10 protein-coding genes and 1 other RNA gene are annotated in these 12708 nt (G+C 35.8%); 4 read left to right on the forward strand and 7 right to left on the reverse strand.

All coding sequences use genetic code 11. The features are described from left to right. Nucleotides 1-3: 3 nt before the first annotated feature. The 5 genes from F1644_RS16920 to F1644_RS16940 form a co-directional block, all read right to left on the reverse strand. The gene (locus F1644_RS16920) at nt 4-237 is read right to left on the reverse strand and encodes a hypothetical protein (RefSeq protein WP_118305771.1); all 234 of its coding nucleotides are present in this window, start codon (nt 235-237) and stop codon (nt 4-6) included. A 388-nt stretch (nt 238-625) separates the two neighbouring features. Continuing rightward, nucleotides 626-1681 carry a DUF3871 family protein gene (locus tag F1644_RS16925; protein ID WP_118305772.1) on the reverse strand — a complete coding sequence of 352 codons (1056 nt, stop codon included), beginning with the start codon at nt 1679-1681 and terminating at the stop codon, nt 626-628. 251 nt (nt 1682-1932) lie between these two features. Continuing rightward, the gene (locus F1644_RS16930) at nt 1933-2376 is read right to left on the reverse strand and encodes a JAB domain-containing protein (RefSeq protein WP_118305773.1); all 444 of its coding nucleotides are present in this window, start codon (nt 2374-2376) and stop codon (nt 1933-1935) included. Nucleotides 2377-2623: 247 nt separating this feature from the next. Continuing rightward, the gene (locus F1644_RS16935) at nt 2624-3097 is read right to left on the reverse strand and encodes a hypothetical protein (protein ID WP_118305774.1); all 474 of its coding nucleotides are present in this window, start codon (nt 3095-3097) and stop codon (nt 2624-2626) included. A 129-nt stretch (nt 3098-3226) separates the two neighbouring features. Continuing rightward, a complete protein-coding gene (locus F1644_RS16940) occupies nt 3227-4012 on the reverse strand; it encodes a hypothetical protein (protein ID WP_147344522.1) in 786 nt (261 codons plus the stop codon). Between the two features lie 1086 nt (nt 4013-5098). Here F1644_RS16940 and F1644_RS16945 point away from each other — a divergent pair. The 4 genes from F1644_RS16945 (at nt 5099) to F1644_RS16960 (ending at nt 10712) form a co-directional block, all read left to right on the forward strand. Next, nucleotides 5099-6103: a hypothetical protein gene (locus F1644_RS16945; RefSeq protein ID WP_118305777.1), complete on the forward strand. Its 1005-nt coding sequence runs from the start codon at nt 5099-5101 to the stop codon at nt 6101-6103. Nucleotides 6104-6282: 179 nt separating this feature from the next. Then, nucleotides 6283-7188 (forward strand): hypothetical protein, encoded by a 906-nt coding sequence (locus tag F1644_RS16950; RefSeq protein ID WP_118305778.1) that lies wholly within the window; start codon nt 6283-6285, stop codon nt 7186-7188. A gap of 180 nt (nt 7189-7368) precedes the next feature. After that, nucleotides 7369-9210 (forward strand): hypothetical protein, encoded by a 1842-nt coding sequence (locus F1644_RS16955; RefSeq protein WP_118305779.1) that lies wholly within the window; start codon nt 7369-7371, stop codon nt 9208-9210. Between the two features lie 239 nt (nt 9211-9449). Beyond that, the gene (locus tag F1644_RS16960; RefSeq protein ID WP_158572082.1) at nt 9450-10712 is read left to right on the forward strand and encodes a PIN domain-containing protein; all 1263 of its coding nucleotides are present in this window, start codon (nt 9450-9452) and stop codon (nt 10710-10712) included. 186 nt (nt 10713-10898) lie between these two features. On the opposite strand, the gene F1644_RS16965 is transcribed toward F1644_RS16960, so the two are convergent. Continuing rightward, entirely contained in the window at nt 10899-12128 is a 1230-nt protein-coding gene (locus tag F1644_RS16965) for a site-specific integrase (protein ID WP_118305781.1), read from the reverse strand. Between the two features lie 170 nt (nt 12129-12298). Further along, nucleotides 12299-12700, reverse strand: a transfer-messenger RNA (tmRNA) gene (gene ssrA, locus F1644_RS16970). Nucleotides 12701-12708 lie beyond the last annotated feature (8 nt).

The following is a 12708-nucleotide window of genomic DNA, read 5'->3' on the forward strand; positions in this document are numbered from 1 at the left end:
CTATTATTTTAATTGTTGATTTAAAATTTTATTGATTAAAGCATTGAAATAACCTTTCATGTTTCCATCAAGGGAATCATACTCGATTTCTTCCAAACAGGTAATATCCTCCTCTTTTTCCCCGTTTGTTTCGAGAAGAAACATTTTTGAATTTTCATCTAATTGATAGATGCACACAACATTCCCATACTCGTCTTTTTTCACGAAGAAATGACACTTGTCTAAAGAGTTTTCCATGATGAATTAATCTTTACTTCCAACCACCCAAGAAGTAATTAGTATAAACAAGAAAGCGTGGTAGTTGTCAACTTATCTTACAAGAGGGAACGACCAAGAACCCGACTGAAAATAAACAGCAACCCCACGCTAAACCATGTATATAGTAGATACATATACGGCAAGCATGAGCGTTTGTATCTGCTTATCCCTTCAGTCTAAAATTGGTCGTTTTTCTTGTAAAGGATAAAGCTAAACGCTTCCATTAATTCAATATGTCTGCCCACCAGTTAAACTGGAAGACAACACAAAAGTAAACAAATTTCAGCATCTAACAAACGCTTTTAGGGTTGCTGTGTGGCAAATTTAGAGTAATCAATTGAATTAAAAGAATTAATTTCCAACGGTTTTACTCTATAAACCATTTATAAGTATTATCACCATGTAACGCCTTATCTATCCCTTCGGTTAATTGCGTGGAGTTTAACGATCTATCTAGGAAGTTATCTATGTAACTGCTCTTGTTAGCACCAGTAAGCATGTTATAGAATTTCCATAAACTGATCTCGCTCGCACCATGCTCCTTTTTAAAGTTATCATCATGGTAATACGCCTTGGCAATAATATTTACCTGTGAATCCGTTAATTCCATGTTGGGGAGTAACTTCTTCTCTTTTGCGGGCAAGCATTGATACAACCTGCTTTTCCCCAAGAACTGGGCGAATTGATGTTCAGTGAGGTAAGAACTAGTGAAGCTCTTCATCAACCGTAAATGCTTTTCAGCATTATACTGTTGGAATAACTTCATAACCTCTCTAAAGAGATCATGCTGGCTCATCGCTCTAAGGTCTGTTTTAAAACCATCAGTAAACGTACACAAGTTACAACATACCTTGTTTTGGAAACCAATAGCCACACTAAACCTTTCTGCCACTTTCTTTGAATAAAGGTTCTCCCTGTTATAAGCTCTCACTCCTGTAATACATAAATTCACCCTGTTACCGTCTATCGTTTCATAAATGGTAGGTATTTCAAAAGCAAACGCCATTCTCTCGTAATAGATCGTCTTGTCACTTTCTAAAAGTTGAGCAACTGGCTTATGTATGGCTTCTGGTATCCTTCCCTTTATAACGTGACTTACCATTATATCTGGTTCCTCTATGCTTTCCCCTCTAAACAGCTCACTCGCTACCTTGTGTACCGTTTCAATAAACGAGGGATGAGATATTGTCATCTCGTTATCCTTGCTGAACACTGGCACGATGCAATCACTTTTTAAACGGATCATGTCAATTGGTTCCGTGTTAGCTTCAATGAAATGCTTTCTCCTTTTGTCCTTTCTAACAGGATCATTTACTACCTCATAAGGAGTGTAGGTAGGTTCTTCCTTTTTTGTATCATTACTACCAAATAAAACTGGCAATAACCCTTCATTTTGACTTGGAATTAATGTTGACGTGTTCATAATCTAATCTATTTAACGGTGGTGGAAATATTTGAAATTTCAGTTTATATATGGAATTGATAAATTTCCCACCAACCCAAGTTTCTAAAATTCATTATCACTTTTACTTGTTTTATTCATTTTCTAGCTTCAAGCCAGTTGAAAAATTAAACTGGAAGTATGTTTGCAGTTTAATTGTCAATAGTGGTGAGAATTATTTCCCCTCTTGGTCGTATATACCAATACTGGGAATTATTCACCAACTTCAATTTTTAAAGTTTACCGTTATCTGAATAACTGTAATAGTCTTCCTCGCAATACAAGATGTAATCCAGTAAATCTATATCTACATATGAAAGTGCGATCTTCACTTGTTTCACCAGTTCATCGTCCAGTTTAGTAGGTTCAAGATCACCAGAAGGTTGGTTTATGCAAATGATCACTCCTTTACAATTAGAGAGTATCGCCAGTTGCAATATAAACCTTACATCCGTAATGTTGTAAGATAAGGCACCTTCACTTACGGTAGACACTCCCAGCACTTTGTTACTGCCATTTAATAGAATAACCCTCGTGGAGATATGATGCTCTATTGTATCCTTAAACGGGGATACCAGTAACTCGTAAGCGTCCCTTGCGGATTCAATCTTGTATTTTTTAGAAGGTTTCCTCCTGTACACCAGTTCTACCACTGGTAATTTCACTTGCTCGTTCATGATCTATTTACACTTTAATCACGTTGTCATTTTAATAATTCAAGTTCACGTTAGCTTGTTGGGTTTGGCAAGGGAAGAGAAACTTCGTGTTCCTATATTACCTGCTTGGAAAGCCTGAATGACTTCCCCCGCTTTAATATCGAAACCTCGTTTCCCTCCCCTGTGCGCTCTCTGTCCCTGTATTTTTTATAGTGCAGCACACTTAACAAGTAATGCTTTTACAAAAAAAAGGAATAGAGATTACTCTCTACTCCTCTTCATCAAACAATATGGCAAACCTCCATATAACGATATCGCATTCATTTCCACCATAGCTAGCCCTGGTTTCCATGCTACCACAACAGATAATAGTCTGTCCCTCCAAAATAGCGAATAAATCCTCGTAACTTGTATTGACAGCTAACGGGTAAATATCCTGTAACCTGTCTTTATATTGTTCCTCTATAACGGGATCAAGGGGAACGTCATTAGGTGTTATCCCAGTTAATTTGGAACGTCTAACAAGATTACGGATTCTTATATCCACTTGTTCCTCGCCTTTAAGGCAAGATAACGAAATAGAGGTAGGATCGCCACCTTTAAACCCAACCACTTTTAGAATATCTCCCACTTTAGGCGGGTCTGGGAATGCAACCAGTAGACTGGCAAGTTTAGTATGACTAATTTCAGAAACACCTTTTGGTAAGGTAATTTGATTTACCTTGAAATCTCTTTTATTCATGGCAATTTGTTTTAGTTAATTGTTTTTTTTTCAGTGGTGGGTGGGGGATGTAAATAGTACACTACCCTCTCACGATATATATAATGCCAACCTAAAATTAGAGGGGAGGGGGTGTTTTTTAGAGGATACTTAAAGATATAACTCCACTTTCTCTTTTACCTCTTCTTGTGCAAACCTCTCCTTGTATATTTTTCTATTTATCAAGGAAGTTAGGAAGTATTGTAAACTATATACTTGCTTTGGCAAATTGGCACATAACTTGGATAGGTTATACTTTAGAGAATAGTAGTTTGCTTCTGTTTCATTTGAAATTGCTGTTTCTAAATCTGGTTCTGGGCGATTATACCTGTACAGGTACAATATTTCCATTAACTTGTAATCGTATGGTGGTGGTACAACGTTCCTCTCTACACAATAATCGTGAATAATCTTGTATTTTTCTCTTGCGATCCCGTCTAAAAACGTGAAGCTATCCTTTACATGAGGTAAGTCCATGATTATATTGGTATCTGTTATAAAGAACACCTTGTTAATCTCTATGACCTTACCCTCTTTTATCGCCATTTCCATGTATTTACTTACCGTTCCTCTATCCATGTTTAATAGTTGAGCGATCTTGTTCTTGCTGTAAAACGTGGCATTCGTGTTATTTAGGCACAAGCATTTAAGTAATACCAAGAACGCCTTCAACTTGTTTGGAATCTCTTCCGTTAATAAACTAGCATCAAACCGTACCCAGTTCATCGTGGGAATGTTTATCGTGTAAGTTATACTTGTGCTGATCCTACCAGCCTCCTCGTTATACCCTTTAATGGAATACTTGTCTAGTAACTCCAATTCTTTAAACTTGTTCGTGTATTTGCTAATAGTGTCTTCATTTTTTAAGCCTGTAACGTTACAAAGTGTTTTTCTCAATACATGGGATTCACCCGTCCTGCAATTTGACTTGTAAAGTAGCCACATGAATACATAAGTTTCATCCAAGTTCAATTTACCCGCTATATCTCTTGTTATTATACATTTCCTGCTTCCTTTCTGTTCGTTTGTCATTATAAATAAACCATTTAAACATCCATATATTGATAATCTAGAGGTATTTAAAAGAGAGTATCTGGGTTAGTGGCATGGACTGGCAAGCCCGTGTCACCATTACTAGTTATTAGTATTATATAGTTAATAGTATATACCCTGTCAAACCTGCAACAGTGACACCCAGTGAAATCCCCAACTTTTAAATATTGATCTTTATGCATGGATAATCTCTCTATTTCTGGTTGGAATCTCTGGTTACATGGAATACAGTTATATCATGTAGCTTTATGGATTAATCTTTATAAGGTGGCAATACTTGGATTCTAGTATCTTTATCTGGTATATAGTATATCTTTCTAACTTTATCTACCTGTTTCTTGATCTTTTTCAGCCCTTTAGACCTTATCCAGAAACCAATGGATACCTTGTTATCTGGGATACCTGATTGCACGGCTAATCGTCTTAATTGCTCGTAAGTGTACATGATTTATAGAGGTTTGGTTAGTTAAATGGTGTATCTAGCTTGGTGACACTTTAAATCCAAAAATTACTCCTCACGGGTGGACTGCAAGGAGTAAAGATGATCTTCATTTGGAATGGAGGTCAATCATCTACTGTTTATATGGTTGTTTAAAGTGGTATCTTTAACGTGATGCAAAGATAGTAAGTGTTTAATATTCCGACAAATAGATTGCGGGGATTCTTAAAAAATAGAGTGGAGATATAGCTATTGGAAAAGTTTAGGGGATAAGGGGAGCTAACAAGCAAGTTTTTTAATTGTAGATGTACTTGTACTTGTGATATTCTGGTTGGTGAGTTTTTAACGGATCGGGTATATAACAGTAAAATACTACCAATTATTCACTGCATGGTGAAATATACACAGGAAATCATACCTGTTATTTTTCTTGTCACTTCTTTTAGATAGGGGGAATATTTCTTACTTTTAACCAGCTAAAAAGAGTTATTATGGTAAAAGACGAGATGATTTTAATAGAAACGTTGAAGGCTATCGAGCCTGCGTTAAAAAAATATTTCGCTTATGACAGGGCGATGTTATATAAAGAGATTGAAAGCATGTATCTGGCTATTCACCCAGAAGGACTTTACGGTGTACTTAATGATGATAAATACATGATTGAGGTTCCAAACACGTTAGATGAACTGGCAACAAGTGATAATCCATTTGATTACTTGCGTTACGCTCCTAGAGAGCAAAAGATGATAAAAGCGTTTGATAGCTTAGCTTACATGACAGATAACATTCAAGGTATCCTTTTTAAAGATGACGGGGTGAAGAAAAAGATAGAGGAACTAGTTGAGAGAAGTAATATCCCAGAAGAATATCAAGTTGCCATGGTTCACGTTCTCTGGATACTAGCCATTATCTACAAGAAACATGAAGCTTTTCAACCAATCCTCGATCCAGAATTACTGGACGCCACGTGTAACATGGACACCTATTTCAAGCAAATAAGACCAGAAATGTTACAACTTTACCTGTTTTTGAAAGGGGATAGAAGGAAGAAAAACAAATCAATCACTTTAAGTAACAACCAAGAAAAAATCACCATAAACAACGCCACGGAGAACTGGTTTACCAATCTTTTAGATTCTTACTTGCACATCTATCTGGGTGTGGATTCCGTGGAGGAAGCCGAGAAGGAATTGAAAGAAGTCTATTCTGCCAAGAAAGGACGAAAGGCTGATGACCCGACACGAAACCTTGTAATAATGGGGGTATATCATTTACTGGAAGACCATTTTATAGCAAAGAATAGTGAAATATATTCTTTTATATACAAGTACATGGTGATCATCGGTTTAATCGAAGAAGGGGATATGATTGACATAAAGATAAAATCAGTGGTTGAACATTTCAAAGGTGACGATTATAAACCCCAATGGATACCATTATCACAAGGTAATTACAAAACTTCTCCCAATAATCCCTCCAAACTTTACTTCTGGTAACAACACTAGCCGCCATACATTTTTTTCTTGAAAAATTCGCAGAGAATGGTGATAATATAGGGGTCCATTTATCTGCGAATTTTCATTTGCGAGTTCTGTAGTTTTGCATCGTCAATCAACAATGATTGATCTGCAAACCTCTAGCAGGGATAGAGGCTAATCTTTTAAATCATAAAATTATGACAGATTTAAACAATGTGGTTTTAGAAAACCAAGTAAACAACGAGGAGAGCTTGCTCCGTAAAAATGTAGTAATAAACGGCAAAACGAAAGCGATGATCATCGCTCTTCCTAAAAACTACCAGATGGAGCAGCCCAAGAACAAGGGGAAGTTACTGGAAAGTTTGGATAAAGACAAGATGTTTGAGGTTATCTATAATTTTGCTCACCCCAAGCCGTTTATCGAGGCGGGAGAACCGCTAGTTGATTTAAACGGCAAAGAATTGCCTGCTGGTACAAATTGGGATGAAGTGTTGGTGCTATGCCAAACTCCCGATACCTACTGGCGGGTAGGGATGGAGGAAGAGGTGAAGTTGGCGCGAGTGCATGACTTCAAATCCGTTCAAGAATGTTTCCAAGCTATCGGATGTTCTATTTTATGCAGTCGCAACCCGAATAAAATCGAGCAACTGGGTATTGCCGCACAAGCTTCTGGTAATCAAACATTCCAAGAAATATACGATTTTGCAAGAAAGAATGGTCTTTCTATAAATTCCTCCCGTTTGTACTTGGACGTGAAAACTAGTATCGAGCAAACACTACGGTTAATGACGGGAGATTCCTCGGTGCCAGAGGTTAAAATTGGTAGACCCGTGGAAACGGCTCAAAGATTGTATGAATCAATCGTATTAACTTTAGGCAAAAGTAGTGCCGCCAAACGCTACCCGATCAAGGTGACCTCTTATTTCGAGAAGTTACACGGTATCAATGTCGTGGAAACTGCATTGCAGTTAATACCCGCCGCTCGCATCGCCCTCTACAACCAAATGGGCTGCGAGGACAAGGAAACGTGCTTGTCAAACACTATAACCCCCTTCATCGAACTGGCATTACAATACCAGAAAGAGCAACAAGAGGTTGCATAGTCAATTCTGCAAGTTAAAATCACGGCAAAGAGAATATTCTTGGTTTAGTTGAAGTCTGGTTACGAAAATTAGACTAAGGCAATCTCTTTGCCTTAAAATTTAAGGTCGGTGAGAAAATGTCTGGATGGGCATATAATAGCTAATCGGGGGGAAAATACCACCAAGTAAAAGATAATCAACATGAAAAGATTATTTCAAAAATTGAAGTTTGAAGTTATCCCCGCTATAATAAAAAAGGGGCAACGTTTATTTAACGCCTTGAAATCAATCGGGCATGATAACATACCAAGCAACGTGATACTGGATAAAACGCTTACAGGTATCGGTGCCACTTATCAAGAATTACACGCTAAACGTCACTCCATTATTATTGAACCAACGTTGCCTGTGATACACGATAAAGCGTACGGTAAAGATGAAATATTGCCAGTTTATGAAAATTGCAAAGTTCCTGACGTGAAACGGTATTTACAAAGAGCAGAAGTGAAATACAAGAAAGTTCTTACCACGCCAGAAAGTTTCTGGAAGATAAAGAATGCTTGTGAAGAGTTGAAATGGAACATGTACAATACCTTTTTCTGCCTGTTCGATGAATGCGAGAGGTTGACGGAGGATAGCGATTTTCGCAGGAAAATTACCATGCCGATGAAAGATTTCTTCCAGTTTAAAGGTAATGCGTTCGTGTCAGCGACCCCGCTAGAGGTAAGCGATCCACGTTTTGAAGGTTTCCAGAGGATAAAGATCACGCCAGATTTTGATTACAAGAAACCGCTAAACTTGATAGTTACCAACAGTTACGATTATTCAGTCCGCCAGTTGTTACTGGAACACTTGGTAAATAGTTCTCGTGTGTTTATTTTCTTGAACACAACGAATGGAATTGAGAAAATAGTGAACTCTTTAGGTATTGAAGGACAATCGAAAATATTCTGTTCAGAAAAAAGCGTGAAGAAATTGAAAAAGAAAGGTTACACTAACGTTGCAAGCTTGTATTCTGAACCTATCGCCAAGTATAACTTTCTAACTTGTCGCTTTTACTCCGCATTAGATATTATATTGAAGGTGAAACCAGATATAGTTATGCTTACCAACCTATATGAAGCGGAACATTCAATGATTGATCCTTACACGGAAGCGGTGCAAATATGCGGTCGCTTTAGAAAAGAAATTGATGGTAGCACTTTCAATTCTATCACGCACCTTACTAACGTTCGCAACACCTTAAAAGTGAAAACGGATGAAGAGATTGATATTGAACTGGAAGAGAAGTTGAAAACTTACGAGGGTTTACAAGCGAGATATAACGAAACAACGGATGCAACTCGCAAGAAGGCAATAATTGATGATATAAATAGGTTAGGTTTAGCGGAGTTTGCCACGAAACTTGATGATGGATTGCTTGAAATAGATCATTTCGCCATTGATAACTATTACAACAACGAGAGGGTGAAACGGTACTATTTATCTGGCAATGCTTTAAGGGAAGCGTACGAAGGAACGAACCATTTTACAGTGAATTACAGGAACGTGTTTCTTGCTGTTGGAGATAGTGACAGGTTAGAATTAAAAGAACTTCCAACATTCATGGAGCGCTGTAAATTGATGGTTGATAAGTTGAACAAGTTACAAGATGATCCAGATCGTGATTTTTATATCAATATTCTTAAACAGGAAAAAGATGGCGAGTTGATAATTGAAGCGTACGAGAAGTTGGGTGTTGAGGTACTTGCAAACAAGAAGTACCAGAGGGCAGATATTAAAAAGGAACTGGATAAATACAATACAGAATTATTGCGGTTTAGCTCGATGGTTGTACAAGAAGTTAAAGAAGCCTTCCCTTTAAACGTGTCAATGCCACAAGAAGATATTAAAAACCAGTTACAGGATATATACAAGCGGTATGGCATTGATTACAAGGTAAGGAAAAACACTATTGAGGATTATTACGATGCAAGTCCCTCGTATCACAAGAAACCGTATACATACACTCTTAAAGCGATAAAAAAGTTTCCAACCAACTAAAAGCATAGTTAATGAACTAATAGAAGGTGTACCTGTTGATGACATTGATTTTTAATTGCTTGATAGGTATTTCTGATGGTAAAATTACAGTTGGTGAATTATTTACGGAATGGGTAATATAAAAGGAATTTGACGGTATTTTTTCACTTGCAAGATTAATTTTGAGAATTAATATCAAAGTTGAAATGCACTCTCTTTGCTCATTTATTTTTATTTTTGTAAAAAGATTTTTTTACGAGATGAAATATTTGATATTAGACACTAATATATATATCCATTTTATTGATTTCGAACAAATTGACTGGATGAGGATTTTTAATGATAATATTTGTATCGTGATTCCTCCTAAAGTACAAAGAGAAATAGATAAACTTAAGGATCAAAGCACAAGCCCCAAAAAAAGGAAAAAAGCAAAGCAGGCATCAGCTAAAATTGCTGATTATTTATTAAATGACAAAAGTGGGAAATATCAGGTGAAAACTTGTAAAGATCCTAGAGCAAGTGAATTTGATGAAGACATTTTTAATAAAGATGTTGCAGATAATTGGATATTATTATCAGCCATTCGTTTAAAAAATGAAGAAAATATTGAGGTGATACTAGTTGCTGCTGATAATGGTATATTAGTCAAGGCCAAACAGGTTGGATTAAATTATTACCAAATGCCTGATAAATATAAATTGAAAGAAGAACTTTCTGATGAAGAAAAAGAAATAAATAATTTAAAAGCAGAACTCGATAAATATAAAAACAGGCTCCCCAAACCATGTATTACTTTTGCAAATGAGCAAGAACGAATTGTATTCAAGAAACCCTCAAAACGAATTGTAGAAGAAGAACTTAAGCTTTACATGGATAATTTGAAAATAGAGAATCCATTTCAAAAATATGAAGAAATAGATACATATAATTTATTGGGAAATTTGTCATTGAATTCTATGCTTTATACGGATGAACAAATTGAAAAATATAATACAGAATTGGAGGAATATTTCGAAGAATGCGAAAAATACCAAAGCTTTGTTATACAAAAAAATATTTTAGATGAACGTTTTAAAGAAATAACTTTTGAACTTCATAATGATGGTTCCGCTCAGACGGGTGATATGAATATTTTTATAAGGTTTCCTCATGATATAAAGCTTTATAATAAAAATTGTAAGATAAAAAAAGATAAAGAAGAGCCCATAAAACCAGAACTTAGATTTGGTGTATTAGACAGAAAATTATTAAAATCAATGAGATTTAATGAATGGGTTGATCCTTTTAAGGGTACAGGAATACCTCAGATATATTGTTGGAATGTAGAAGATATTCTAAATGTAAATGAATTTAATTTCAAGGAAACAAAAATGAATCATAATATTTATCGGATATTGGAAATACCAGATTCATTATATATAGATATTGCCTCTTGTCATAGTTTTAGCGTTGATTGGTTTATTGTTGATTCAAAATTAATAGATGGTATAAAAGGTTCTTTAAATATTATCATACAATAATTATTGTTTTAATCATTTTGTTATTAAGTGTTCGTAATTAAACGAAAGTAAGCTCAGTGAATAATAGCCAGAAGATACATTGTTATACACCATTCTGGCTAAAACTCACCTTACTAAATTTATCAACTTTAGATGCAGCTAAAGTAAATTACTCATAGCTTCGTCCATTTGCTTATTTAGAAAAACTTATTCATTCTCATCATTTAATTGTTGTTTTAGTCGCTTCATATGCTTACTGATATTTTTATTCATGACTTGTGCATAGGCGGCTTCTGTTACACGGATAGAAGAATGTCCTAATAGCTTACTAACAATCTCGATAGGTACATCATTATTTAGTAAAATCGTACTTGCGTAAGTTTTACGGGCGGTGTGATGTGTTAACCGTTTATTAATACCCAATATTTCTGCAATCTCCTTTAAATAGGAATTTATGCGTTGGTTACTAATCATAGGTAATATAGGTTTGTCTATTGGTTGACTTTTGTTACTATATTTCTCTATAATCTTTAAAGCGGGAGGTAATAATGGAATTTGCATACTATTATTTGTTTTTTGCCTTACCATATTAATCCAGAGTTCTCCGTCTAAACCTTTAACAATATGCTTTCTACACAATAGAGATGCTTCTGTATAAGCTAAACCACTATATACAGAGAATAGATACAAATCTTTCACGTGTTCTAATCTCTGTTGGCTGAAATGGTAGTTTTCCAAACGTTCAATTTCATCATCAGTTAGAAAGGTAATACTTTTGGAGCCAACTCTTAATCGTTCATAAGCCATAAATGGGTTCTTTTCAAGTAAACCGCATTTTACGGCATACTTAGCTGTTTCAATAACCTTCTGTAATGTTTTGTTTACAGAGTTTGGTACTTGGTGTCGTTCTGTTAGGAGGTATTGTTGGAATGTAGAGATAAATTGATAATCGAGTCTTTTTAATGGTATGTCATTCATGTTGTATTTGTATTTTATAAAATTTGTAGTATGGTTGTACACATCTTTGAATTTACGATATGTATCCTTGGCGTATTCTTTGCCAATAAGTTCTTTCATTTTATCTAAACGTTCCTTCATCAGTTTGAGAAAGGTTTGTTCATCTGGTATCCCTTGTTTTAAGTTAAAATACAGGTCGTCAATGCTAAATCCATTGGGATTGTTTTCTTGCAGTTTTTTGGCGATAGTTTGTATATGCTCTGTTTGTAAATAGAGTGTACTGTTTATATCTTCTGCAATAAGATTCTTACCTCTTACTTTTTGCTTTGTTGCATCCCAGAGTTTGGGCAAAATAGATATACCAGTTGAGAATCGTTTGTGTTTTCCATTTACAGAAACTTTGCAGTAAATGGGAGCCTCTCCTTTAGCATTACTTTTGAACGTGTAAATGAAGTAATAAATACTAACTTTAGGTATCATTTGATGTTGTGTTATGTGCACATAATCAGTGTCTTATGAGGGAAGTTGGTGCACTTTTAAAAGTGCACCAAAAAAATGAAAAAAGGTGCACCAAAAAGTGCACCAATTTGTACCGTTTCTATGTATGAAAATCAATAATTTTAATTGTAACTAATTGATTTTCAATAATTAAGTGGAGTAGCAGGGAATCGAACCCTGGTCCAAACACGGAATCCATATGCTTTCTACATGCTTAGCTTTTTGTTGTTTTTCGAATATAGCCCGGAAAAAAGCACCCAAACTATACCTTAGTTTCTGTTATTTCATCAGCACCACGAAACAAGATGTTGACTAACCTCGTATTGCCTGCACCCCGAATGCTGGTTAGCACAAGGTGGGACCGCCAGCGGGATGTCTCGTCTCCACTACCTTGAGCGGAGATTAAGCCTCAATCTACTATGATTCGATTAGGCAGCAAGAGCGTAATTTCTTTCGCCAATTAAAATTTTGCGTCCGGGATTTACGGGCCGGCTTCACTACGCCCGACATGCTTACATACCTATTCTTCATGCTGTCAAATCCACGTCTACCCCATAGATAT

It is taken from the genome of Butyricimonas paravirosa, from assembly GCF_032878955.1.
GTDB lineage: Bacteria > Bacteroidota > Bacteroidia > Bacteroidales > Marinifilaceae > Butyricimonas > Butyricimonas paravirosa.

What these genes read in the sequence shown, in the direction of transcription:
- F1644_RS16920 (WP_118305771.1), bottom strand. Translation starts at nt 237, where the DNA reads ATGGAAAACTCTTTAGACAAGTGTCATTTCTTCGTGAAAAAAGACGAG.
- F1644_RS16925 (WP_118305772.1), bottom strand. Translation starts at nt 1,681, where the DNA reads ATGAACACGTCAACATTAATTCCAAGTCAAAATGAAGGGTTATTGCCA.
- F1644_RS16930 (WP_118305773.1), bottom strand. Translation starts at nt 2,376, where the DNA reads ATGAACGAGCAAGTGAAATTACCAGTGGTAGAACTGGTGTACAGGAGG.
- F1644_RS16935 (WP_118305774.1), bottom strand. Translation starts at nt 3,097, where the DNA reads ATGAATAAAAGAGATTTCAAGGTAAATCAAATTACCTTACCAAAAGGT.
- F1644_RS16945 (WP_118305777.1), top strand. Translation starts at nt 5,099, where the DNA reads ATGGTAAAAGACGAGATGATTTTAATAGAAACGTTGAAGGCTATCGAG.
- F1644_RS16950 (WP_118305778.1), top strand. Translation starts at nt 6,283, where the DNA reads ATGACAGATTTAAACAATGTGGTTTTAGAAAACCAAGTAAACAACGAG.
- F1644_RS16955 (WP_118305779.1), top strand. Translation starts at nt 7,369, where the DNA reads ATGAAAAGATTATTTCAAAAATTGAAGTTTGAAGTTATCCCCGCTATA.
- F1644_RS16960 (WP_158572082.1), top strand. Translation starts at nt 9,450, where the DNA reads ATGAAATATTTGATATTAGACACTAATATATATATCCATTTTATTGAT.
- F1644_RS16965 (WP_118305781.1), bottom strand. Translation starts at nt 12,128, where the DNA reads ATGATACCTAAAGTTAGTATTTATTACTTCATTTACACGTTCAAAAGT.